The sequence below is a fragment of the Pseudomonas sp. RG1 genome (assembly GCF_025910115.1).
In the GTDB taxonomy this organism is placed as follows: Bacteria; Pseudomonadota; Gammaproteobacteria; order Pseudomonadales; family Pseudomonadaceae; genus Aquipseudomonas; species Aquipseudomonas atacamensis.
Window position 1 is genome coordinate 1 of sequence record NZ_JAPCIK010000011.1, and the last position, 22,864, is coordinate 22,864.

The 22,864-nt window shown below is 61.7% G+C and carries 20 protein-coding genes; 11 read left to right on the forward strand and 9 right to left on the reverse strand.

Features of this window, described 5'->3' with window-relative positions:
• Nucleotides 1-147: 147 nt before the first annotated feature.
• The 3 genes from emhC to emhA are packed head-to-tail and all read right to left on the reverse strand — an operon-like array spanning nucleotide 148 to nucleotide 5,930.
• Nucleotides 148-1,608 carry an efflux RND transporter outer membrane subunit EmhC gene (gene emhC / locus OK411_RS07335; protein WP_024011945.1) on the reverse strand — a complete coding sequence of 487 codons (1,461 nt, stop codon included), beginning with the start codon at nucleotides 1,606-1,608 and terminating at the stop codon, nucleotides 148-150.
• A complete protein-coding gene (emhB, locus tag OK411_RS07340; RefSeq protein WP_024011946.1) occupies nucleotides 1,605-4,769 on the reverse strand; it encodes an efflux RND transporter permease subunit EmhB in 3,165 nt (1,054 codons plus the stop codon). The genes emhC and emhB overlap by 4 nt, the downstream gene beginning before the upstream one ends.
• 3 nt (nucleotides 4,770-4,772) lie before the next feature.
• Nucleotides 4,773-5,930, reverse strand: a complete 1,158-nt coding sequence (gene emhA / locus OK411_RS07345; protein WP_136492110.1) for an efflux RND transporter periplasmic adaptor subunit EmhA — start codon at nucleotides 5,928-5,930, stop codon at nucleotides 4,773-4,775.
• Between the two features lie 266 nt (nucleotides 5,931-6,196).
• Between emhA and emhR the strand changes: the two genes are divergently transcribed.
• Nucleotides 6,197-6,829: an efflux system transcriptional repressor EmhR gene (gene emhR / locus OK411_RS07350; protein WP_024011948.1), complete on the forward strand. Its 633-nt coding sequence runs from the start codon at nucleotides 6,197-6,199 to the stop codon at nucleotides 6,827-6,829.
• A gap of 211 nt (nucleotides 6,830-7,040) precedes the next feature.
• Here emhR and OK411_RS07355 read toward each other — a convergent pair whose 3' ends face one another.
• Genes OK411_RS07355 through OK411_RS07365 form a run of 3 tightly spaced genes read right to left on the reverse strand, consistent with a single transcriptional unit; the run spans nucleotide 7,041 to nucleotide 9,627 of the window.
• Nucleotides 7,041-8,090 (reverse strand): alkene reductase, encoded by a 1,050-nt coding sequence (locus OK411_RS07355; protein ID WP_039762674.1) that lies wholly within the window; start codon nucleotides 8,088-8,090, stop codon nucleotides 7,041-7,043.
• Between the two features lie 33 nt (nucleotides 8,091-8,123).
• The gene (locus tag OK411_RS07360) at nucleotides 8,124-9,290 is read right to left on the reverse strand and encodes an MFS transporter (protein WP_016771328.1); all 1,167 of its coding nucleotides are present in this window, start codon (nucleotides 9,288-9,290) and stop codon (nucleotides 8,124-8,126) included.
• 34 nt (nucleotides 9,291-9,324) lie between these two features.
• Nucleotides 9,325-9,627: an ArsR/SmtB family transcription factor gene (locus tag OK411_RS07365; RefSeq protein ID WP_016771327.1), complete on the reverse strand. Its 303-nt coding sequence runs from the start codon at nucleotides 9,625-9,627 to the stop codon at nucleotides 9,325-9,327.
• Between the two features lie 168 nt (nucleotides 9,628-9,795).
• Here OK411_RS07365 and OK411_RS07370 point away from each other — a divergent pair, with 168 nt between their 5' ends.
• The gene (locus OK411_RS07370; protein WP_264364644.1) at nucleotides 9,796-10,380 is read left to right on the forward strand and encodes an ACP phosphodiesterase; all 585 of its coding nucleotides are present in this window, start codon (nucleotides 9,796-9,798) and stop codon (nucleotides 10,378-10,380) included.
• A gap of 107 nt (nucleotides 10,381-10,487) precedes the next feature.
• Here the strand turns inward: OK411_RS07370 and OK411_RS07375 are convergent, their stop codons facing one another.
• Together OK411_RS07375 and olsB are read right to left on the reverse strand one after the other, a co-directional pair.
• On the reverse strand, nucleotides 10,488-11,282 hold the full coding sequence (locus OK411_RS07375; protein WP_136492113.1) for a lysophospholipid acyltransferase family protein: 795 nt from the start codon (nucleotides 11,280-11,282) through the stop codon (nucleotides 10,488-10,490).
• Complete coding sequence (gene olsB, locus OK411_RS07380) at nucleotides 11,282-12,037, reverse strand: L-ornithine N(alpha)-acyltransferase (protein ID WP_071174633.1); 756 nt, start codon at nucleotides 12,035-12,037, stop codon at nucleotides 11,282-11,284. The genes OK411_RS07375 and olsB overlap by 1 nt, the downstream gene beginning before the upstream one ends.
• A 153-nt stretch (nucleotides 12,038-12,190) precedes the next feature.
• Here olsB and OK411_RS07385 point away from each other — a divergent pair, with 153 nt between their 5' ends.
• From OK411_RS07385 to OK411_RS07405, 5 genes are all read left to right on the forward strand, one after another.
• On the forward strand, nucleotides 12,191-13,069 hold the full coding sequence (locus OK411_RS07385) for an acyl-CoA dehydrogenase family protein (RefSeq protein ID WP_264364645.1): 879 nt from the start codon (nucleotides 12,191-12,193) through the stop codon (nucleotides 13,067-13,069).
• 181 nt (nucleotides 13,070-13,250) lie between these two features.
• Nucleotides 13,251-14,330, forward strand: a complete 1,080-nt coding sequence (locus OK411_RS07390) for a serine hydrolase domain-containing protein (protein ID WP_264364646.1) — start codon at nucleotides 13,251-13,253, stop codon at nucleotides 14,328-14,330.
• Nucleotides 14,327-14,623 (forward strand): amidase, encoded by a 297-nt coding sequence (locus OK411_RS07395; RefSeq protein ID WP_262138366.1) that lies wholly within the window; start codon nucleotides 14,327-14,329, stop codon nucleotides 14,621-14,623. The genes OK411_RS07390 and OK411_RS07395 overlap by 4 nt, the downstream gene beginning before the upstream one ends.
• Nucleotides 14,624-14,793: 170 nt before the next feature.
• Nucleotides 14,794-15,384, forward strand: coding sequence for a YceI family protein (locus OK411_RS07400; RefSeq protein WP_039762684.1), 591 nt, complete (start codon nucleotides 14,794-14,796; stop codon nucleotides 15,382-15,384).
• A gap of 1 nt (nucleotide 15,385) precedes the next feature.
• A complete protein-coding gene (locus OK411_RS07405; protein ID WP_056783426.1) occupies nucleotides 15,386-16,543 on the forward strand; it encodes a phospholipase D-like domain-containing protein in 1,158 nt (385 codons plus the stop codon).
• Between the two features lie 197 nt (nucleotides 16,544-16,740).
• Here OK411_RS07405 and bglX read toward each other — a convergent pair whose 3' ends face one another.
• Entirely contained in the window at nucleotides 16,741-19,032 is a 2,292-nt protein-coding gene (gene bglX / locus OK411_RS07410; protein ID WP_130887059.1) for a beta-glucosidase BglX, read from the reverse strand.
• Between the two features lie 257 nt (nucleotides 19,033-19,289).
• Here bglX and OK411_RS07415 point away from each other — a divergent pair, with 257 nt between their 5' ends.
• From OK411_RS07415 to OK411_RS07430, 4 genes are all read left to right on the forward strand, one after another.
• Nucleotides 19,290-19,898, forward strand: a complete 609-nt coding sequence (locus OK411_RS07415) for a LemA family protein (protein WP_024011957.1) — start codon at nucleotides 19,290-19,292, stop codon at nucleotides 19,896-19,898.
• Nucleotides 19,899-19,911: 13 nt separating this feature from the next.
• Complete coding sequence (locus OK411_RS07420) at nucleotides 19,912-20,664, forward strand: TPM domain-containing protein (protein WP_264364647.1); 753 nt, start codon at nucleotides 19,912-19,914, stop codon at nucleotides 20,662-20,664.
• 33 nt (nucleotides 20,665-20,697) lie between these two features.
• Nucleotides 20,698-21,315, forward strand: coding sequence for a TPM domain-containing protein (locus OK411_RS07425; RefSeq protein ID WP_264364648.1), 618 nt, complete (start codon nucleotides 20,698-20,700; stop codon nucleotides 21,313-21,315).
• Nucleotides 21,316-21,571: 256 nt separating this feature from the next.
• Entirely contained in the window at nucleotides 21,572-22,798 is a 1,227-nt protein-coding gene (locus OK411_RS07430) for a class I SAM-dependent methyltransferase (protein WP_264364649.1), read from the forward strand.
• Nucleotides 22,799-22,864: the final 66 nt, after the last annotated feature.

The window sequence follows — 22,864 nt, forward strand, 5'->3', positions numbered from 1 at the left end:
TTCGCGAGCAGGCTCGCTCCCACAATTGGAATGCGTTCCCGTGTGGGAGCGAGCCTGCTCGCGAAGAGGCCAGTTCGGCCGCGAAACCTTTGCGACAGGCAACAAAAAGCCCACCGAAATGGTGGGCTTGATGTAGTCAGCCGATGATCAGAACAGCTTCATCTTCGGCGCTTCTTCTTTCAGCGCTTCGTTCTGCGCGGTCTGCGCATTCCAGCCACCGCCCAAGGCCTTGTACAGGTTGACCGCACTGGTCAGCTGCGCGAGGCGGTCGGTGATCAGCGCTTGTTGTGCGCTGAACAACTGACGCTGGGCATCGAGGAAGGTCAGGTTGCTGTCGACGCCGATGCGGTAGCGACGTTCGGCCAGGCGGTAGTAATCCTGGTTGGCCTGAACGAAGTCACGCTGCGCTTGCAGCTGCTCGGTGTAGGTCTGGCGAGCGGCGAGGCCGTCGGCGACTTCCTGGAAGGCGGTCTGGATGGACTTCTCGTAGTTCGCCACGCCAATGTCCTTCTGGATCTTGGCGTAGTCGAGGCTGGCGCGCAGGCTGCCGGCGTTGAAGATCGGCAGGTTGATCTGCGGCTGGAACAGCCACGTCCCCGAACCGCCCTTGAACAGGCCGGACAGGTCCGGGCTCAGGCTGCCCGCGTTGGCGGTCAGGCTGATGCTCGGAAAGAACGCTGCACGCGCCGCACCGATGTTGGCGTTGGCCGCCTTCAGGTTGTACTCGGCCTGGAGGATGTCCGGACGACGTTGCAGCAGGTCCGAAGGCAGACCGGCCGGTACGTCGCTGAGCAGATCATCAGACAGCGGTTTGGCTGCTTGCAGATTGGCCGGAATACCGGTGCCGAGCAGCAGGGTCAGGCTGTTTTCGTCCTGTGCGACCTGGCGGGTATAACGCGCCAGTTGCGCCCGGGCGTTTTCCACCGAGGTACGCGACTGTGCCAGATCCAGCGCCGAAGCCACACCGACTTCGTTGCTGCGGCTGGTCAATTTGTAGCTTTCTTCGAAGGCACCGAGGGTGTCCTGCGTCAGCTTGAGCAGTTCCTTGTCCGCCTGCCAGGTCAGGTAGGCATTGGCGACGTTGGCGACCAGACTGATCTGTGTGCTGCGGCGTGCTTCTTCGGTAGCGAAGTACTGTTGCAGCGCTTGCTCGCTCAGGCTGCGCACCCGACCGAACAGGTCGAGTTCGTAGGCGCTGACGCCGACGGTGGCGGAATACGAACTGCTGATCATCGACTCGCCGGTCTGCGAGGCACGGGCAGGCAGACGCTGGCGGCTGCCGGCGGCATTGGCCGACACTGCCGGGAACAGGTCGGCGCGCTGGATGCGGTACTGCGCCGCGTAAGCGTCGATGTTCAGCGCCGCGACACGCAGGTCGCGGTTGTTTTCCAGGGCGACCTGGATAAGCTGTTGCAGGGCCGGGTCATGGAAAAACTGCTTCCAGCCCTGTTCGGCAGCGGCTTGCGCCGGAGCCTGGGCCGGCGAATATGCCGGCCCCTGCGGGTACTGGCCTGCGACCGGAGCCTCAGGCTGCTGATAGTCAGGTATCAGCGAGCAACCGCTCAGCACGAAGGCGGCGACTGCGATGGAGAGTAGCGACTTGCTCATTGGCCAGCCTCTTTAGGAGTTTCAGTAGTCTCATCCGCGTCGGTCTTTTTGCGCTGACCGATGGACGACACAGTAACGAAGAACAGTGGGACCCAGAAGATCGCCAGGATCGTGGCCGTGAGCATACCGCCAATCACGCCGGTACCGATCGCATGTTGACTGCCTGAACCGGCGCCGGTGGAAATCGCCAGCGGCACAACACCGAGGACGAAGGCCAGCGATGTCATGATGATCGGGCGCAGACGCATGCGGCAGGCTTCAATCGCCGCTTCACGCAGGCTGCGTCCCTGTTCATGCAGTTCCTTGGCGAATTCGACGATCAGAATGGCGTTTTTAGCCGCCAGACCGATGGTCGTCAACAAGCCCACCTGGAAGTACACGTCGTTGGACAGACCGCGCAGGCTGGTGGCCATCAGCGCACCGATGATCCCCAGCGGTACCACGAGCATGACCGCGATCGGAATCGACCAGCTTTCATACAGCGCCGCCAGACACAGGAACACCATCAGCAGCGACAGGGCGTACAGCGCTGGCGCTTGCGAGCCGGACAGACGTTCCTCGTAGGACAGACCGGTCCAGGAAATACCGACACCGGACGGCAGCTTCTTGGCAATCGCTTCGACTTCAGCCATCGCTTCACCGGTGGAATAGCCCGGTGCCGGAGCCCCGAGGACCTCGACCGCTTCCACACCGTTGTAGCGCGCCAGCTTCGGCGAACCGTAGACCCACTCGCCCTTGGCGAACGCCGAGAACGGAACCATGGTGCCTTCGGCGTTGCGCACGTACCACTTCTTCAGGTCTTCGGGGCTCATGCGCGAGTCCGGTTGGCCCTGCACGTAGACTTTCTTCACCCGACCACGGTCGATGAAGTCGTTGACGTAGCTACTGCCCAGCGCGATCGACAGGGTGTTGTTGATGTCGCTGATGGTGATGCCGAGGGCACTGGCCTTCTCGTCATCGATTTCCAGCTGGAACTGCGGCTCATCGTTCAGGCCGTTCGGACGCACCTGGGTCAGCACCTTGCTTTGCGCCGCCATGCCGAGGAACTGGTTGCGCGCTTCCATCAGTTTTTCGTGACCGATACCGGCGCGGTCCTGCAGGAACACGTCGAAACCGGTGGCGTTACCCAATTCCAGAACCGCTGGCGGGGCGAAGGCAAACACCATCGCGTCGCGGAAGCTGAAGAAGTGTTGCTGGGCACGCGCAGCGAGGTTGAACACGCTGTTGTCGGCGTTACGTTCGCCCCACGGCTTGAGCATGATGAACGCCATACCCGAGCTCTGGCCACGACCGGCGAAGTTGAAGCCGGTCACGGTAAACACCGAAGCCACCGCGTCCGCCTCACCGCCGTCCTTGTTCGGACGCAGCAGGTACTCACGCATTTCGTCCACGACCACTTGCGTACGCTGGGCACTGGAACCGGCCGGGGTCTGCACCTGGGCGAACAGAACGCCCTGGTCTTCTTCCGGGAGGAACGCGGTCGGAATGCGGGTGAACAGCCAGATCATGCCCACGACGATCAACAGGTACGCCAGCAGATACGGCGCCTTGCGGGTCAGCATGTTGCCGACGCCACGCTCGTAGCTGCGTACGCCACGGTCGAAGTTGCGGTTGAACCAGCCGAAGAAACCTTTCTTCGGGGTGCCGTGCTCGCCTTTCGGAATCGGCTTGAGCATGGTTGCGCAAAGCGCCGGGGTGAAGATCAGGGCAACCAGTACCGACAGGGCCATGGCCGACACGATGGTGATCGAGAACTGCTTGTAGATCACACCGGTGGAGCCGCTGAAGAACGCCATCGGCAGCAGTACCGCCGAGAGCACGAGGGCGATACCGACCAGTGCACCCTGGATCTGGCCCATGGATTTCTTTGTCGCTTCCTTCGGTGACAAGCCTTCTTCGCTCATCACCCGCTCGACGTTTTCCACCACGACGATGGCATCGTCCACCAGCAGACCGATGGCCAGCACCATGCCGAACATGGTCAGGGTGTTGATGCTGAAACCGGCGGCGGCGAGGATGCCGAATGTACCGAGCAGTACCACTGGCACGGTCATCGTGGTGATGACGGTGGCGCGGAAGTTCTGCAGGAACAGGAACATCACCAGGAACACCAGCGCGATCGCTTCGACCAGCGTGTGCACCACGCCTTTGATCGACTCGGTCACCACCGGGGTGGTGTCGTACGGGAACACCACTTCCATGCCTTGCGGGAAGAACGGCTTGAGGCTGTCGATGGTGTTGCGCAGCGCTTTGGCGGTATCGAGGGCGTTGGCGCCGTTGGCCAGTTTCACCGCCAGACCGGACGCCGGGCTGCCGTTGAACTGGGCGCTGATCGCGTAGTTCTCACCGCCGAGGCCGACTTCAGCCACGTCTTTGAGGCGAACCTGCGAACCGTCCTTGTTGACCTTGAGCAGGATTTCCTTGAACTGCTCGGCGGTCTGCAGACGGGTCTTGCCGATGATCGTCGCGTTCAGTTGCTGGCCCTGCACGGCAGGCAAGCCACCGAGCTGACCGGACGACACCTGAACGTTCTGCGCAGCAATGGCGTTCTTCACGTCGACCGGGGTCAGGTTGAAGTTGTTCAACTTGGCCGGGTCGAGCCAGATACGCATCGCGTACTGCGCACCGAAGACCTGGAAGTCACCGACGCCAGCGGTCCGCGAGATCGGGTCCTGCATGTTCGACACGATGTAGTTGGACAGGTCGTCCTTGGTCATGCTGCCGTCACGCGACACCACGCCGATCACCAGCAGGAAGTTCTTCACTGCCTTGGTCACGCGGATACCCTGTTGCTGCACTTCCTGCGGCAGCAGCGGGGTGGCCAGGTTCAGCTTGTTCTGGACCTGGACCTGCGCGGTGTCGGAATTGGTGCCTTGCTCGAAGGTCGCGGTGATGGTCATGCTGCCGTCGGAGTTACTTTCCGACGACACATAACGCAGGTTGTCGATACCGTTGAGCTGTTGCTCGATGACCTGCACCACGGTGTCCTGCACGGTTTGTGCAGACGCGCCTGGGTAGGTCACCTGAATCGCAATGGCCGGTGGCGCAATGCTCGGGTATTGGTTGATCGGCAATTTCAGGATCGAAAGTGCCCCGACCAGCATGATCACCAGGGCGATTACCCAGGCGAAAATCGGACGGTCGATGAAGAATTTTGACATGGGTTACTCCCCTTTGCCGCCGGCGGCTTTGTCAGCTGCCTGTGCGGGGGCCGGGTTCTTGGTGCCGACGTTAGTCGCCTCGGTCGCTTTGACCTCGACGCCCGGTTTGACGTACTGCAGCCCTTCGGTGATCAGACGATCGCCGGCTTTCAGGCCGTCTTCGATCAACCACTGGCTGCCGACAGTGCGGCTGGCCTTGAGCTGACGCAGCTCGACCTTGTTGTCGGCGCCGACGACCAGTGCGGTCGGGGTGCCTTTGAGGTCGCGGGTCACGCCTTGTTGCGGCGCGAGGATCGCTGCGCTGTTGACGCCGGCTTGCAGCTGGGCGTGGACGAACATGCCTGGCAGCAGGGTGTGATCCGGGTTCGGGAACACCGCGCGCAGGGTCACCGAGCCGGTGGTCTGGTCAACCGAGACTTCGGAGAATTCCAGCTTGCCGTCGAGCTTGTACTGGCTGCCGTCTTCCAGGGTCAGCTTGACCGCAGCGGCGTTGTCGCCAGCCTTCTGCAGACGGCCGCTTTCCAGCTCGCGGCGCAGCTCCAGCAGTTCCACCGACGACTGGGTCACGTCGACGTAGATCGGGTCGAGCTGCTGAATCACTGCCATTGCATCGGCCTGGCCATTGCTGACCAGTGCGCCTTCGGTCACCGAAGAGCGGCCGATACGGCCGGAAATCGGCGCGTAGACTTTGGTATAGCGCACGTTGATCTGCGCGCTCTGCAACGATGCTTCCGATTGCAGGCGGTTGGCCAGTGCGGTGTCGTATTCCTGACGGCTCACGGCTTGTTCGTCGACCAGTTGCTTGTAGCGGTCGGAAATCGACTTGGTCGAACGCAGCTCGGCTTCGGCGCTTTTCAGCGTAGCTTCATAGACCGCCGGATCGATCTGATAAAGCTGCTGGCCGGCTTTGACGTCGGCACCTTCCTTGAACAGGCGCTTCAGAATGATGCCGTTGACCTGCGGGCGAACTTCCGCGATGCGGAACGCACTGGTGCGGCCCGGAAGTTCCGAGGTCAGGGTAAAGGCTTGTGGTTGCAGGGTGACGACGCCGACCTGAGGAGGCGGAGCGGCTGGGGCCGCTTCTTCCTTTTTACATCCGCTGAGCAGCGATGCCAGGGCGACGGCAGTGACCAGAGCGGTAACAGCTGGCTTGAATTGCATGAAGATCCTCGGGTCAGGCGCGCAAGAAGCGCACAAGAAGTGTGAAAGAGTAAAAAACGGGCACCGGGTGGATAAGTAGCTTGCTAAGTAATATACTTACGTTCATGGTTGTTTGTAAACACCTGCGCCGCGTACCCACCCTGATACAAAAGTCGTCGCAAGGTTTGAAATTGTAGGCCGGGGAGTCGATTCACGAGAGATCGCCCCCTCTTTATTCAGCGGATATTCAGCCATCCCTGAAACATCCTGTTTGAGGTTTTACTGCCATGGTCCGTCGTACCAAAGAGGAAGCTCAGGAAACCCGCAGCCAGATTCTGGAAGCGGCCGAGAAAGCCTTCTATGAAAGGGGGGTTGCCCGCACCACCCTGGCGGACATCGCGACCCTCGCCGGCGTGACGCGTGGCGCCATCTACTGGCATTTCAGCAACAAGGCCGATCTGGTCCAGGCCATGCTCGACAGCCTGCACGAACCGCTGGATGAACTGGCCAAGGCCAGCGAAAGCGAAGACGAACCGGACCCGCTGGGCTGCATGCGGCAGTTGCTGATTCATTTGTTTCATCAAGTTGCACTGGACCCGAAAACCCGGCGCATCAACGAAATTCTGTTTCATAAGTGCGAGTTCACCGATGAAATGTGCGATCTGCGCCAGCAGCGCCGGACGGCCAGTCTCGATTGCAACGTGCGCATCGGCCTGACCTTGCGTAATGCGGTGAATCGCGGCCAGTTGCCGGAAGATCTCGACACTGCCCGCGCGGCCATCAGCATTCATGCCTACATCGACGGCCTGCTGTACGGCTGGCTGCTGGCCCCGGACAGCTTCGAACTGCACGCCGAGGCTGAACGCTGGGTCGACACCGGGCTGGACATGCTGCGCCTGAGCCCAAGCCTGCGCAAATGAAACAAAATGCGCAATTGCCCGGCAGGATGTCAATCAGCCGCCATGGCTGATGATCGCGGCGGGGAGTTTAAACGTAGCGAGTCGTGGATTTTGTAGGGAAATTGTGTCGCTGTTGTGAAACGGTGTTCGCAGGCTCTTACCCTGCGCCAACAGCAAAAAGCCCCGGACTCTCACAAGTCCGGGGCTTTCTCATTTCTGCGCTACAGCGTGATTACAAGGTCGGATAGTCGATATAACCGACCGGACCCTTGCCGTAGAAAGTCTCCGGATGCGGCTCGTTCAACGGCGCATCGGCCTGCAAACGGGCCGGCAGGTCCGGGTTGGCAATGAACGGCACGCCGAACGCGACCGCGTCTGCCTTGCCGCTGGCCAGCCACTCGTTGGCGCTTTCCTTGGTGAACTTCTCGTTGGCAATGTATGGGCCACCGAACGCTTCTTTCAGGCGCGGACCGAGGCTGTCGGCGCCTTCTTTTTCGCGCGAGCAGATGAACGCGATGCCACGCTTGCCCAGTTCACGGGCGACGTAGGTGAAGGTTTCGGCGAGGTTGTCATCGCCCATGTCGTGGGAATCGGCACGCGGTGCCAGGTGCACACCAACGCGGCCAGCGCCCCAGACTTCGATCGCGGCGTCGGTCACTTCCAGCAGCAGGCGCGCACGGTTTTCCAGCGAGCCGCCGTACTGGTCGGTACGCTGGTTGGTGCTGCTTTGCAGGAACTGGTCGAGCAGGTAGCCGTTGGCGCCGTGGATTTCCACGCCGTCGAAACCGGCGGCCTTGGCGTTCTCGGCGCCTGTGCGGTAGGCGTCGACGATGTCGGCGATTTCAGCGGTTTCCAGCGCGCGCGGGGTTGGATAGTCGGCCAGTGGGCGAACCAGGCTGACGTGACCCTTTGGCTGGATGGCGCTTGGCGCGACCGGTGCTTCACCGTTCAGGTACGAAGGGTGAGAAATGCGGCCAACGTGCCACAGTTGCAGGAAGATCTTGCCGCCGGCGCCGTGAATCGCCTTGGTCACGTTGGCCCAGCCACGCACTTGATCGTTGGACCAGATGCCCGGGGTGTCCGGGTAGCCGACGCCCATCGGCGTTACCGAAGTGGCTTCACTGAGGATCAGGCCGGCCGAGGCGCGTTGTACGTAGTATTCGGCCATCAGCGCGTTCGGCACACGGCCTTCGTCGGCGCGGCAGCGGGTCAGCGGGGCCATGATGATGCGGTTGTTCAGCTCGATGTCGCCGAGTTTGATCGGGTCGAAAATAGTCGCCATGTCTAAAAGCCTCTCTTTAATAAAGGAAGTTGATCAGTTGGAAGCAGGCGCCAGCTCGGCATTGCCGTTCTGGCGGAAAGTAATCAGGGTCACCAGCAGGGCAAGTACGGCCAGCGCGGCGGCAGCCAGTGGCACGCTGGTCAGGCCGTAGCCGTGGGCGATGACGCTGCCGCCGACCCAGGCGCCGAGGGCGTTGCCAACGTTGAAGGCGCCGATGTTCAGGGTCGAAACCAGGTTCGGTGCAGCCTTGCCGAAGGTCACCACGTTGACTTGCAGCGCCGGCACAGCGGCGAAACACGCGGTGGCCCAGAGGAACAGGGTGATCTCGGTCGGGATCAGCGCAACGCTGGTCCAGCTCAGCACCGTGGAAACCACGGCCATGGCGATGAACACGCCGATCAGCGTGGCGGCCATGCCTTTGTCGGCGAGTTTGCCGCCGATGATGTTGCCGACCGTCAGACCGAGGCCGATGAGCATCAGCGTCCAGGTCACGCCACGTGGCGACACACCGGTGACTTCGCCAAGCAGTGGGGCGACGTAGGTGAACAGGGTAAACACCGAGGCGGCGAACAGCGCGGTCATGCTCAGCGACAGCCAGATGCCGGCGCCTTTGAGGGCAGCGAGTTCGGCGCGCATGTCGAGTTTCTCTTCGTCACGCTTGGCCGGCAGAAAGCGGATCAGGCCGATCAGCGCGATCACACCGATGACGGTCACCGCCCAGAAGGTCGAACGCCAGCCGGCTTCCTGACCCAATGCGGTGCCCAGCGGTACGCCGAGCACGTTGGCCAGGGTCAGACCGGTGAACATCAGGGCGACCGCCGAGGCACGTTTGTTTGGCGCGACCAGATTGGCCGCAACCACCGAACCGATGCCGAAGAATGCACCGTGGCACAAAGCGGTGACGACCCGGGCAAACATCAGCACGTTGTAGTCGCTGGCGATGGCGCAGAGCAGGTTGCCGACAATAAAGATGCCCATCAACGCCACCAGTGCGGCCTTGCGCGGCAGCTTCGCGGTGGCCAGCGCCATGAACGGAGCACCGATGGCCACGCCCAGGGCGTAACCGGTGACCAGCCAGCCGGCGCCGGGAATCGACACGCCGAGGTCCGCCGCCACGTCGGGCAGCAGGCCCATGATGACGAACTCGGTGGTGCCGATGGCGAAGGCGCTCAGGGCGAGGATGAGAAGCGAAAGGGGCATGCAGGTTTCCTTGTCGGCTGGCTGACGTTAAGGGTCAGAGCTCTTTACTGAGGGTGCTGAGAAACGCCTGGATGACGTCCTCGTTACGTTTGAAGAAATGCCACTGCCCGGCCTTCTGGCTGCTGATCAGCCCGGCCCGTTGCAACGTTGCCAGGTGTGCCGACACGGTCGATTGCGACAGGCCGCAACGCTGATCGATCTGCCCGGCACAGATGCCGTACTCGTGGTTGTGCAACTGCTCGGGGAATTCGCCTTTCGGGTCCTTCAGCCAGTTGAGGATGTCTCGCCGTACTGGGTGCGCCAGGGCTTTTATTATTTCGTCGAGGTCGAGGTTCATGGCTTGGGCTCGTGGTGGCAGTGGCGATATATCGCGATGGAGCGAACTTTAAATCGTTGGATCGCGATATACCAATATGAATTCGGTCTGACGAACGCATAAATCGCTATATCGGGTTATAACGATACGAGGGTGCTGGAGGAGCGAGCGCAGTGCTAAGCTGCGCCCATGAACTATCTCGCGCATTTGCATCTCGGCGGCCAGCGCCCCGGTCAGTTACTCGGCAGCCTGTATGGCGACTTCGTCAAAGGTCGGCTGCAAGGCCAGTTCGACCCGGAAGTGGAGGCGGCGATTGCGCTGCATCGGCGCATCGACGTCTTCACCGATCGCCATCCACTGGTCGACATTGCTTTGGGCCGCTTCAGCGAAACGCGGCGGCGCTATGCCGGAATCGTCCTCGATGTGTTTTTCGATCATTGCCTGGCGCGGGACTGGACGCTGTATGCCGACCGGCCGCTGGAGCAGTTCACCGCAGACGTCTATCACGTGCTGGCCCGTGAACGGCAATTGCCCGAACGGCTGGCGAAGATCGCCCCGCACATGGTCGCCAACGACTGGCTGGGCTCGTATCGCGAATTCGAGGTGCTGGAGCAGGTGCTGCGCGGGATCTCGCGGCGCCTGACCAGGCCGGAGGAATTGGCCGGGGCCATGGCGGAGTTGCGGCGGTTGTATGAGCCGCTGAGTGAAGATTTCAGCCAGTTCTACCCGCAATTGCAGGATTTTGCGCAAAACTCTGATCCACTGAAGATCTGAATGTGGGAGCGAGCCTGCTCGCGAAGGCGGTGCCTCAGCCAATATAGATGCTGAATGACACGGCGCCTTCGCGAGCAGGCTCGCTCCCACAGGGGATAAGTGTTTTTTCAGGCCGCGATTAGTTCGCCTGCGCGACGCGGTTCGGCAGGTTTTGCGACCTCGCCAAACAACACCTTCTGCACCGCCTGCTGCGCTTCGAACGCCAGCGCCGCACGCTCGCGGCCCTGACACTCTATTGGCTTGAGCAGATGCACTTCGACGTCGCCGCAGTCATGGCTGAACAGGCGCATCAGGTGCGAGAGCAGGTCATCGTCACCAATGAACGGTGCGAGCGTGTCGATTTCGCCGTCACGCAGATAACGGATCGCCACCGGTTGCAGCATCACCTCGGAATCGATCGCCGCCGACAGCAGGCGACCATGAAAGGTGCGCAGGGAACGGCCATCGGTGGTGGTGCCTTCGGGGAACATCAGCAGCGCATGTTCGGTTTGCAGATGGCGGGTCATCTGCTTGCGGATCAACTGGCTGTCGCCCGATCCACGGCGGATGAACAGGCTGCCGGCTTTGGCTGCGAGCCAGCCGGCCACCGGCCAGGTGCGCACCTCGGCCTTGGACAGAAACGACAGCGGCGTGAGCATGCCCAACAGCGGAATGTCGGTCCACGACACGTGATTGCTCACCCACAGCATCGGCTGTTTTGGCAGCTCGCCATGGACGCTCACGCGAAACGGCAGGGCATTGCTCAGCCGCGCCATGAAGAAGCGCGACCAGCGCTGGCGCCGCTCCATCGAGTGGGCCAGACCGATGCGTTCGAACACGCCGAACACGCTGGCCATGGTCAGCCCCAGCGTCACCACCAGCAGCACTCGCGCGATTCGCGCGTACACCCGCAACCGGCTCATCACACCGCCGCCTTGAAGTGTTTGGCGTAGCGCGGGCAGAGTTCGTCGCGCTTGAGCAGGATGAACACGTCGGCCACCTGGAAGTCTTCGTCCCAGCACGGCTCGCCGCAGATCTTCGCCCCGAGGCGCATGTAGGCCTTGAGCAGCGGCGGCATTTCGGCGATGACGTTCGACGGGATATCCAGCGTCGGCAGCGGTTTTTTCGGCTCGGCGCGCAAGTGTTCGGTGCACAGGTAACGCTCGCGCAGACGCTGCATGATCGCGTGGGCCTGAATGCCGCCATCCTGCATCGGAATGCTCGCGCAACCCATCAGGTAGCTGTAGCCGCCCTGATTGAGCACTTCGGCCAACTCGCCCCAGAGCACGGCGATGGTGCCGCCGTTGCGGTACGCCGGATCGACGCAGGTGCGGCCGATTTCCAGGATCGGGCCTTGCAGGTGGGCGAGGCCGTGCAGGCTGAATTCTTCTTCGCTATAGAACTTGCCGAGGCTGCTGGCGGCGGTGTGATCGAGCAGACGCGTGGTCGCCACCAGGCGCCCGGTGTTCAGATCACGCACGCCGATGTGGCTGCAGTGAACATCATAATCATCCATGTCCAGACCCAGTTCGGCGCCTTTGAGTTTGGCGTTGAACTCGCCGCTGAAGACGGCGAAGCGCAGGGCCTGGGCTTGCTGCAAGGCTTCGGCGCCGATCAGGCGTTCGGCTTGCAGGCGGCGTTCATTGCCGGTGTCGCTGATGCGGGCGATTTGCGTCATGTGAATCTCCGTACGGGCCTTTAACCCGTCGTGGGTTGCAGCCGATCGACTTTCTTTATGCAGCCGTGTTGTGCAAAGTCAGGCTATGTAGCCCCGGTGTCATCGCCATGAACGTTCGGTGATGCTTATATGACAGCCCACAAGGAGGCGCCCATGCCCTGGACAGATCTGTTGCACCGCCGTGAACGCTTGCCCGCCGTTGCTGATCTGGCCGAGGGCTTTGCAACGTTGTTGCAGGCGCTGGGCAACGTCACGCCGTTCGAATTGGCGGTGGCAGGCGGGCGGCGGATGGCCACGCCGGGGCTGGCGTTTCTGGTCGGTTATCAGGCGGCGCTGCGCATGTTGTGGCCGAGCGCGCCGCCGAGCCTTGGCGCCTTGTGCGCGACCGAACAACGCAGCCTGCGCCCGGCCGATATGCAAACGCGGCTGAAAGATTTGCGCCTGAGCGGACGCAAGGATTTCGTCACCGCCGGCGACGCCGCCGACTGGTTATTGGTGGCTGCGCGCAGTGAGGAGCCGGGCGAAACACCGCGCCTGAGTCTGGCGGTGGTGTATCCCGGCGAGCCCGGCGTGAAGGTGGAAAAACTGCCGGTGTTGCCGTTGATGCCGGACATCAGCCACGGCCGCCTGCATCTGGACGGCGCCCTGTGCGAACTGCTCGCCGGCGACGGCTGGGACGCCTACGTCAAACCGTTTCGCAGTCTTGAAGACGTCTACGTGCTCAGCGCCATGACCGCGTGGTTGTACGGCGTCGGCCAGGACAGCGACTGGCCGCAGGCCCTGCAATTGCGTTTGCTGGCGCTGCTGGCCGGGTGCGCCGAGGCCAGCCGGCAAGCGCCGAACAATCCGGCCGGACATGTAGTGCTGGGCGGATTGTTTGCGCAGTTTGAATCACTCAAGACCGAGGTAGATCAGGCGTTGGTGCAGGGTGATCCTGCGTGGGCGGCGATGTGGCAGCGTGATCAAGGCGTGATGCAATTGGCTGCAGGGGCCCGGGCCAAGCGCTTGGCCAAGGCTCTTGCGTTGGCCTGACTGGCCTCATCGCGGGCAAGCCCGCTCCCACAGGTTTCAAAGGTGTTCATGAAATGTGTGTTCACTTGGGACCCCTGTGGGAGCTGGCTTGGCAGCGATGGCAATTTCATGGACGACCAACATCTAAAATTTGTCATAAACCCCGACTAGTCTCGACAGGTTCATTCCCAGAGCGCCCACCATGTTCAAAGGCCTGTCCCTGTTCCTGCTGCTGATCAGCCTCACCGTCCGCGCCGAACAATGGCCCGGCGAGCAATGGCCCATCGCCCCGCAGATCACCGGCCCGGCTGTCGAAGCATTGGAAAACTACGCCTTCGCGCCCCGCAACGACGCCACCCGCGACGGCATCCGCACCGACGCCTTGCTGATCGTCCACGACGGCCAGATCATCTACGAACGCTACGCCGCTCCGACCACTGCACAGACCCCGCACTTGACCTGGTCGATCAGCAAAAGCCTGCTGGCCGCCGTCCTCGGCGTGGCCTACGGCGAAGGCCGGTTCAAACTCGACGATCCAGCGCTGAAGTTCTACCCGGCGCTGGAAAAACACCCGGCGATCACCCTCGGCCATCTGCTGAACTGGGCTTCCGGTCTCGATTGGCAGGAGGACTACGAATACGCGCCGCTGAAATCTTCGGTGGTGGCGATGCTCTACACCCGCGGCCATCGCGACATGGCCGCGTTCACGGCGGGCCACGACGCCTACGCCGCACCGGGTCAGGCTTTCCGTTATTCCAGCGGTGACAGCAATCTGCTCGCCGCCGCCCTGAAAACCATGGTCGGCCCAGCACGTTATGCCGACTATCCGTGGACAGCATTGTTCGAGCCGTTGGGCATTCGTCACGCCGTGTGGGAAAGCGATGCCAGCGGCACCTTTGTCGCCTCGTCCTATGCCTATCTCACCGCGCGTGATCTGGCGCGGGTCGGTCTGCTGATGGCGCGCGGCGGGCGCTGGAACGATCGGCAGTTGCTGCGCGAGGATTGGCTCGCGTTCAACCTCACACCGTTTGCCGGCTACAAGGCGCATCAGGACGAAGCCGTACCCGGCGGCCATTGGTGGCTCAATCGTCCTGTCGACGGCGCCACATCACCATGGCCCGACGCCCCACCCGACACCTTCGCCGCCCTCGGCCACTGGGGCCAGGCGCTGTACGTGATGCCCAGCGAGAAACTGGTGATCGTGCGTTACGGCGATGACCGCGATGGCAGCTACCGGCACAACGAACTGCTCAAACGCGTGTTGCAGGCGGTGCGGCGATGAAGCGCTTTCTATTGTTGCTGCTGATCGTGCTGCTCGGCTGGGGATGGTATGAACGGGAGAATCTCTGGGCTTTCCCGGACATCATCAGCGCCTACACCGCCAAGGAATATTGCTCGTGTCGTTATGTGATGAACAACGACGCCGGGTATTGCCGTGGCTATGTCAAGCAATGGCTGCCAACCAGCGGTTTTACCGATGACCCTTCGAGCAAAACCATCACCGTCAGCGGCATGGGCCGCAGTAACAGCGCGCAATGGCTGAGCGAACGCCAGGGCTGTCGCCTGAATCCTTGAATTATCTGGTCTCCCCTGTGGGAGCGAGCCTGCTCGCGAAATCGTCGCAAGCCGCAATACATGCTGTGCGGGGAGCATTGCATTCGCGAGCAGGCTCGCTCCCACAGGGCTTGCAATAACTTGGCGGGCGGTTAAGGTTCGTGCAGGTTTATCGCCCCCACGAGTGTTCAATGTTCAACCGCTCCCTCTATACAACCTTCGCCAGTCTGTTGTTGACCGCCGCTGCACTGCCGGCCCAGGCCAATTGGTACCTGGACGGCGAGTCGTCGCGGCTGTCGTTCGTCAGCACCAAAAATGCCAGCGTGTCGGAGGTGCAGCGCTTTCTGGTGCTGCACGGCAAGGTCGACCCCAACGGTCGCGCCGAGGTCGAAGTCGAGCTCGAATCGATCAACAGCGGCATTCCGCTGCGCGATGAGCGCATGCGCAAGGAGCTGTTCCAGATCGAGCAATTTCCGGCAGCGACCATCACCACCCAGATCGATCTGCGCCCGATTAACGATCTGGCGCCCGGCGCGCAGCTGGAGTTGCGCCTGCCGCTGACCGTCAGCCTGCACGGCAAGCAGCACGAATACCCGGCCGAGTTGCTCGCCACGCGTCTGGATGATCGGCGCTTTCAGGTGGTGACACTGGAGCCGCTGGTGATCAACGCCGAGGATTTCGATCTGGCGCCGGGCCTGGAAAACCTGCGCAAACTCGCCGATCTGTCGGCCATCAGTCTGTCGGTGCCGGTGGGTGCGGTGCTGATTTTCACGGCGCGCTGACATGCGCGGTGCGGTGTTCCCCTGGCGTGACGGCAACCGTTTCGAACTGTTGATCGACGGCCCGCAGTTCTTTCCGCGCATGCTCGAGCACATCGCAGGAGCTACAGAGCAGATCGAACTGGAGCTGTACCTGGTCGAGGCCGGCGCCTGCGCCGAAGCCATCGTCCAGGCGCTGGTCGCGGCGGCCGAGCGCGGCGTGCGCGTGCGTTGCCTGTTCGATGATTACGGCAGCCTCGCGTTCACGCTGCATCTGCGCCAGCGTCTGACCCAGGCCGGGGTCGAGCTGCGTTTCTACAATCGCCTGAGCTGGCGGCGCTGGGTCGGCAATTTCTATCGTGACCACCGTAAATTGCTGCTGGTCGACCAATGCCTGGCAGTGGTCGGCGGCACCGGCGTGACCGATGAATTCTGGACGCCGGGCCATGATGTCAGCGAGTGGCACGAAGTGATGGTCGAGATCAGCGGCCCATTGGTGATCGATTGGCAATTGCTGTTCGATCGCCAGTGGATCGCCAACCGTTACCGCCGCGCCTGGCGCCCGGCCGCGCATTTTGGTCTGCCACGTTTGCCACGCGTGCCGGACAAAGGCGAAGGCATGGGCCGCGTAGCCTACGCTGACGCCCGCCAGCACCGCGACATTCTGCAATCGCTGTTTCGCGCGCTGAACAGCGGGCAAAAACGCATCTGGATGGCCACGCCGTACTTTCTGCCGACATGGAAAATCCGCCGCTCCTTGCGCAAGGCTGCCGCGCGCGGCGTCGATGTGCGCTTGCTGCTGACCGGGCCGCGCACCGATCACCCGTCAGTGCGCTACGCCGGCCATCGCTACTACCCGCGCCTGCTCAAGGCCGGGGTGCAGATCTTCGAATACCAGCCGTGCTTCCTGCACCTGAAAATGGTTCTGGTCGACGAATGGGTAAGCATCGGTTCGTGCAACTTCGATCACTGGAATCTGCGTTTCAATCTGGAGGCGAATCTGGAAGCACTGGACCCGGCGTTGACGGCAGCGGTGGAGGCGAGCTTTGTGAAGGACTTCGGCTTGAGTCAGCTGGTGAGTCTGGAGGAATGGCAGCGCCGACCGTTGTGGCGGCGGGTCAAGCAGCGGGTGTGGGGCTGGGTGGATCGGTTGGTGGTGAATATTCTCGACCGTCGCGGATAACCACGATTTTGAATACACCCTGAATCCAATGTGGGAGCTAGCCTGCTCGCGAAAGCGGTGTGTCATTTGATCGTTCCCACGCTCCGCGTGGGAATGCCTCTAGGGACGCTCCGCGTCCAGTGACGCGGAGCGTCACGGGCTGCATTCCCACGCAGAGCGTGGGAACGATCAGTGCAGGGGGGGCGGCGTGCTTGCTGTTACAGCAATTCAAAGCTCTGCTGCGTCACCGCCTGCGAATCCAGGCCGATCTGCACGTTGAACTTGCCAGGCTCGGCTGCGTATTTGAGCTGGGCGTTGTAGAACTTCAGGTCTTCCTCGGTGATGGTGAAGTGCACGACTTTCTGTTCGCCGGCCTTGAGCATGATCTTCTGGAAGTTCTTCAGTTCTTTCACCGGGCGGATCATCGAACCGGTGACGTCCTGGATGTACAACTGCACCACGGTTTCGCCGTCACGCTTGCCGGTGTTCTTGACCATGACGCTGGCGTCGAGCTTGCCGCTGGCGTTGAGGGTGGTCGATGACAGCGCCATATCGCTCAGGGCGAAGGTGGTGTAGCTCAGGCCATAACCGAACGGAAACAGCGGGCCGGTGGTGTCATCGAAATACTGCGAGGTGTAGTTGCCCGGTTTGCCCGGCGTGAACGGCCGGCCGATGCTCAGGTGGTTGTAGTAGGTCGGGATCTGGCCCACGGAACGCGGGAAAGTCACCGGCAGTTTGCCCGACGGGTTGTAGTCGCCGAACAGCACGTCGGCAATGGCGTTGCCGCCCTCGGTGCCGCTGAACCAGGTTTCCAGAATCGCATCGGCCGACTGGTTCTCTTCGAGAATCGTCAGCGGACGGCCGTTCATCAGCACCAGTACCAGCGGTTTGCCAGTGGCTTTCAACGCACGGATCAATTCGCGCTGGGTTTCCGGGATGTTCAGGTCTGTGCGGCTCGAGGATTCGTGGGACATGCCACGGGACTCGCCGACAGCGGCGACGATCACGTCAGCATCCTTCGCCGCTTTCACCGCTTCGTCGATCAGCACGCTGGCCGGGCGCGGGTCATCGACCACTTCCGGGGCGTCGAAGTTGAGGAAGTTCAGGTAGTCGAGGACCTTCTTGTCGCCCGTGATGTTGGCGCCACGGGCGTAGATCAGGTTGGCCTTGTCGCCGATTACCGAACTCATGCCATCGAACAAAGTGACCGATTGCGCCGGGCGCCCGGCGGCGGCCCAACTACCCATCATGTCGATCGGCGCTTTCGCCAATGGACCGACCAGCGCGATTTTCGCGTCTTTCTTCAGCGGCAGGGTTTCGTTGTGGTTCTTCAGCAGCACCAGACTGCGCCGCGCCACTTCGCGGGCCTCGGCGCGGTGCAGGCGGCTCTCGGCGTAGGTGTCGGCCGGATCATCCTCGGCCTTGCCGATGCGCAGGTAAGGGTCCTTGAACAGGCCCATGTCGTACTTGGCCGCGAGCACTTCGCGCACGGCGTTATCGATGTCTTTCTGTTCGATCTCACCAGACTTGAGCAACCCCGGCAGTTCTTTGCCGTAGAGGGTGTCGTTCATGCTCATGTCGATGCCGGCCTTGATCGCCAGCTTCGCCGCTTCGCGACCGTCGCGCGCGACACCGTGCTTGATCAGTTCGAAAATCGCGCCGTGATCGCTGACTGCCAGGCCTTTGAAGCCCCAGTCCTTGCGCAGCAGATCGTTCATCAGCCAGGTGTTGGCCGTGGCTGGAATGCCGTTGATCGAGTTCAACGCCACCATTACACCGCCAGCGCCGGCATCGATCGCGGCGCGGTAGGGCGGCAGGTAATCCTGGTACATCTTCACCGGGCTCATGTCGACGGTGTTGTAGTCGCGACCGCCCTCGACCGCGCCGTACAAGGCGAAATGCTTGACGCTGGCCATGATGCTGTCGGCAGCGCTTGGGGTCTCGCCCTGATAGGCCTTGACCATGACTTTGGCGATGCGCGAGGTCAGGTAGGTGTCTTCGCCGAAACCTTCGGAACTGCGGCCCCAGCGCGGATCGCGGGAGATATCCACCATCGGCGCGAAGGTGATGTCGAGGCTGTCGGCGGCGGCTTCTTTAGCCGCAACGCGACCGGACTGGCCGATGGCGTCCATGTCCCAGCTCGACGCGAGGGCCAGCGGAATCGGGAAAATCGTACGGTGACCGTGGATCACGTCGTACGCGAAAAACATCGGAATCTTCAGGCGGCTGCGCATGGCAGCGTCCTGCATCGGACGGTTTTCCGCGCGGGTGATCGAGTTGAACGTGCCGCCGATGTTGCCGCCGGCGATTTCCTTGCGGATCAGCTCGCGGGGCATTTCCGGACCGATGCTGATCAGGCGCAACTGGCCGATCTTCTCGTCGAGGGTCATTTGTTTCATCAGGTTGCTGATGAAGGCGTCCTTGTTTTCCAAAGGTACCGGGGTCGTGGCGGCCAGTACCTGATGACTGGCCAGGCTGACGAACAGACCCAGCAAACACAGCTTCTTCATGAATTTTTTCTCTAGAGCCCAAACGGTGATGCAACACCGGCCAGCCAAAATGTAGGGAGCGACTATTGTTGTTCGGGTGCCGGCGCAAAATCCTGAGCCGGAAAACCGCAGCCGACAGCGGCAACGTGAACGCGAGGGCACTTTTTAGCCGATTAACCCGTCGCATGCCAGTGGCGGCGCCGATTATGCCCCAACCGCTGGCCGGGAATGCCCAGCGCTCGGTTTTTAAATCAAATGTGTCATGGAGCATCACTGCAATGAATATCAGCTCAACCTCCCGTTCACGGCTACAGATCGCCACGTTGCTGGTGTTCGCCACGCTGTTGACCGCGTGCGGCATCAACAATATCCCGACCCTCGACGAACAGGCCAAAGCCGCCTGGGGCCAGGTGCAGAACCAGTACCAGCGCCGTGCCGACCTGATCCCCAATCTGGTGGAAACCGTGAAGGGCTATGCCGCCCATGAGCAGGAAACCCTGACCGCCGTGATTGAAGCGCGGGCCAAGGCCACCTCGATTCAGGTCGATGCCAGCACCCTCGACAATCCCGAGAAGCTCAAGCAGTTCCAGCAGGCGCAAGATCAACTGACCGGCGCATTGAGCCGCTTGATGGTGGTCTCCGAGCGCTACCCGGATCTGAAGGCCAACCAGAACTTCCTCGCTCTGCAATCGCAACTCGAAGGCACGGAAAACCGCATTGCCGTGGCGCGTCGCGATTTCATTCTGGCGGTGCAGAAGTACAACACCGAGATCCGCACCTTCCCCGGTCGCCTGTGGCACAGCGTGATGTACAGCGATCTGCCGATGCGCGAGACCTTCGAAGCCACCACGCCCGGCGCGGAGAAGGCCCCGGAAGTGAAATTCTGACTCGAGGTCGCCCATGCGTGTGTTGAAACTAAGCCTGGTGCTGCTGCTCTGGCTGTTTGCCGTCAGCGCCCGGGCCGAATTGACGTTTCCGCCGCTGAGCGGGCGCGTGGTCGATCAGGCGCAAATGCTCGAGCCATCGATTCGCGCGCAACTGAGCCAGCAATTGCAGGCGCACGAGCAGGCCACCGGCGAGCAATTGGTGGTGGTCACGCTGCCGGATCTGCAGGGCACCACCATCGAGGATTTCGGCGTTCAGCTTGGTCGGCACTGGGGCATCGGCCAGAAGGACAAGAACAACGGCGCCTTGCTGATCGTCGCCCGTGACGAGCGCAAACTGCGCATCGAAGTCGGCTATGGCCTGGAGGATCGCCTGACCGATGCGCAGTCGTCGGTGATCATTCATCAGGTCATCACGCCGGCGTTCAAGGCCGGCAATTTCAGCAAAGGCATCAGCGACGGCGTTGCGGCGATGCTGGTAGTGCTCGGTGGCAATCCGCTGGACGAACCCTCAACCGTGTACGAATCCAGCGGCGACCCGGCGGATGATTTCATCTCGCGGCACCCGGCGCTGTTCATGTTTTTGGTGATGTTGTTCATCGTGACGGTGTTTGTCTGCCAGATGCTCGGTATCCTGCCTGCCGGCCGGGGCGGCTCCGGAGGAGGGGGCGGCTTTGGCGGTGGCGGCGGATTCGGCGGCGGTGGCGGTGGCGGCTTCAGCGGTGGCGGGGGCAGTTTCGGCGGCGGCGGTTCGTCCGGCGGCTGGTGAGATCAAAAGAATAATGAGCAGGCACTTTTCGACATGGCATTACTGACTGAACACGAACAACGCAAAGTCGCCGAGGCCATCGCCCGGGTCGAACGCGACACCGACGCCGAACTGGTCACGGTACTCGCTGCCCGTGCCGACGATTACGCGTACATCCCGCTGCTCTGGGCCAGCCTGCTGGCGCTGGTGTTGCCGGGCATCGTCCACTACCTCACCGGCTGGCTGACCCTGCGCAGTCTGCTGCTGGTGCAATGGGGCATGTTCATCGTCCTGTGCCTGCTGTTTCGTCTGCCGAAAATCACCACGCATCTGGTCCCGCGCCGTGTGCGCCACTGGCGCGCCTCCAACCTGGCGCGGCGGCAGTTTCTCGAACAGAACCTGCACCACACCGTGGGCAGCACCGGCGTGCTGATTTTTGTCTGCGAGGCTGAGCGCTATGTGGAGATTCTGGTGGACGAGGGGATTTCCAAACGGCTGGATAACAGCAACTGGGACGCGATTGTCGCAGCGTTTACCGAACAGGTCAGTCAGGGGCGCACGCTGGAAGGGTTTGTCACGTGCGTGGAGGCGTGTGGCGAGTTGTTGAAGGTGCATGTGCCGGTGACGCAGGTGAGGAATGAATTGCCGAATCGGTTAGTGGTGTTGGGCTGAAGCAGTCGCGCATATTTGGCCTCTGTGGCGAGGGGATTTATCCCCGATCGGCTGCGTAGCAGTCGCAACACCTGCGCGCGTGGTTTGACGGGCCGAAAACAGAGGGCCGCTTCGCGCCCCATCGGGGATAAATCCCCTCGCCACAAAGGTCGTTGTCATGGATTTTGCCGTTGGGTAAATAAGAGGGTGTCCCCAACCCTCATCCCCCCTAAAATACCCGCCATTCCCGATTCCGCCCGTCCGAGGCCGCTTGTCCATGTCCGTTTCCGCTTCTTCCGCGCCGTCCGCCAAACCGGCCGCCGATCACCACGCTCAGTTCATCGAGCTGCTGCAAGCCAGCCTCGACGACAACGGTTTTATCAAATTGGTGTTGGCCAAATACGTCGGTGAAGAGGCGGATCTGCAACGGGTCATCATCAAACCGGTGACGGTCAAGGCGCAGGCGTGTCTTTCCTTCGTTTATCGCTACAAGACTCGAGATATCACCAAGAACCTGTCGCTTGACGAGGGCGTGGCGCTGATCGGCGGTCTGCTGCCGGCCTCGTTCAAAAATGCGCATTTACTGACGCTGACCGACGAAGCGCAGCTGGAATACAGCAAAAAGGGCAAGAGTTCGCTGTTCAAGAGCAAACCTCAGCAATTGCGTGAAGCGCCGTCCGCCGAGCACAACCGCGAGAAAAACCGCTTCCTCGAATTGAGCCGTCCGTTCCTCAAGGACCTGGGCGTGACCAATGCGCAGCAGGAGCTGATCCCGGCGATGTCGCGCAAGTGGAAGCAGATCAACAAGTTCATCGAAGTGTTCAGCCATGCCCTGACCTCGTCGCCGCTGGCGCTGGACAAACCGGTGCGGGTCGCCGATTTCGGTTCGGGCAAGGGCTACCTGACGTTCGCCATTCACGACTACCTGCGCAACACGCTGAAGGCCGAGGGCGAAGTCACTGGCGTCGAGTTGCGCGAAGAAATGGTCAACCTGTGCAACGCCGCTGCGGCGAAGCTTGAACATCCGGGGCTGGTGTTCAAGTGCGGTGACGTGCGCACAGTGGCGCCGAGTGAGCTGGACGTGATGATCGCCCTGCATGCCTGCGACATTGCCACCGATTACGCGATCCACACCGGCATCCGCTCGGGTGCGTCGATCATCATGTGCTCGCCCTGCTGTCACAAACAGATCCGCCTGCAGATCCAGAGCCCGGCGCTGCTCAAGCCGATGCTGCAATACGGCTTGCACCTCGGCCAGCAGGCGGAAATGGTCACCGACAGCTTGCGTGCACTGTTCCTCGAAGCCTGTGGTTACGAGACCAAGGTGTTCGAATTCATCTCGCTGGAGCACACCAACAAGAACAAGATGATTCTCGCGGTAAAACGCGCCGAACCGGTCGATCCGACGCAGTTGTTGGCGAAGATCGCAGAGCTCAAGGCGTTCTACCACATCAGCGAACACTGCCTGGAAACACTGCTGCGCGCTGACGGTTATATGCCTTAACAGGCAGCTGCAAGCTGCAAGCTGCAAGTTGAAGCATGACGCTGGTGTGCCTGATATGGGTGATCC

Bases quoted from the DNA above. Each gene is read 5' to 3' on its own strand.
- OK411_RS07415 (WP_024011957.1), top strand. From the start codon at position 19,290: ATGAATATCAGCTCAACCTCCCGTTCACGGCTACAGATCGCCACGTTG.
- OK411_RS07420 (WP_264364647.1), top strand. From the start codon at position 19,912: ATGCGTGTGTTGAAACTAAGCCTGGTGCTGCTGCTCTGGCTGTTTGCC.
- emhR (WP_024011948.1), top strand. From the start codon at position 6,197: ATGGTCCGTCGTACCAAAGAGGAAGCTCAGGAAACCCGCAGCCAGATT.
- emhA (WP_136492110.1), bottom strand. From the start codon at position 5,930: ATGCAATTCAAGCCAGCTGTTACCGCTCTGGTCACTGCCGTCGCCCTG.
- OK411_RS07370 (WP_264364644.1), top strand. From the start codon at position 9,796: ATGAACTATCTCGCGCATTTGCATCTCGGCGGCCAGCGCCCCGGTCAG.
- OK411_RS07400 (WP_039762684.1), top strand. From the start codon at position 14,794: ATGTTCAACCGCTCCCTCTATACAACCTTCGCCAGTCTGTTGTTGACC.
- OK411_RS07355 (WP_039762674.1), bottom strand. From the start codon at position 8,090: ATGGCGACTATTTTCGACCCGATCAAACTCGGCGACATCGAGCTGAAC.
- OK411_RS07425 (WP_264364648.1), top strand. From the start codon at position 20,698: ATGGCATTACTGACTGAACACGAACAACGCAAAGTCGCCGAGGCCATC.
- OK411_RS07395 (WP_262138366.1), top strand. From the start codon at position 14,327: ATGAAGCGCTTTCTATTGTTGCTGCTGATCGTGCTGCTCGGCTGGGGA.
- OK411_RS07375 (WP_136492113.1), bottom strand. From the start codon at position 11,282: ATGAGCCGGTTGCGGGTGTACGCGCGAATCGCGCGAGTGCTGCTGGTG.
- OK411_RS07405 (WP_056783426.1), top strand. From the start codon at position 15,386: ATGCGCGGTGCGGTGTTCCCCTGGCGTGACGGCAACCGTTTCGAACTG.
- emhB (WP_024011946.1), bottom strand. From the start codon at position 4,769: ATGTCAAAATTCTTCATCGACCGTCCGATTTTCGCCTGGGTAATCGCC.
- OK411_RS07385 (WP_264364645.1), top strand. From the start codon at position 12,191: ATGCCCTGGACAGATCTGTTGCACCGCCGTGAACGCTTGCCCGCCGTT.
- olsB (WP_071174633.1), bottom strand. From the start codon at position 12,037: ATGACGCAAATCGCCCGCATCAGCGACACCGGCAATGAACGCCGCCTG.
- OK411_RS07390 (WP_264364646.1), top strand. From the start codon at position 13,251: ATGTTCAAAGGCCTGTCCCTGTTCCTGCTGCTGATCAGCCTCACCGTC.
- OK411_RS07360 (WP_016771328.1), bottom strand. From the start codon at position 9,290: ATGCCCCTTTCGCTTCTCATCCTCGCCCTGAGCGCCTTCGCCATCGGC.
- OK411_RS07365 (WP_016771327.1), bottom strand. From the start codon at position 9,627: ATGAACCTCGACCTCGACGAAATAATAAAAGCCCTGGCGCACCCAGTA.
- emhC (WP_024011945.1), bottom strand. From the start codon at position 1,608: ATGAGCAAGTCGCTACTCTCCATCGCAGTCGCCGCCTTCGTGCTGAGC.
- bglX (WP_130887059.1), bottom strand. From the start codon at position 19,032: ATGAAGAAGCTGTGTTTGCTGGGTCTGTTCGTCAGCCTGGCCAGTCAT.
- OK411_RS07430 (WP_264364649.1), top strand. From the start codon at position 21,572: ATGTCCGTTTCCGCTTCTTCCGCGCCGTCCGCCAAACCGGCCGCCGAT.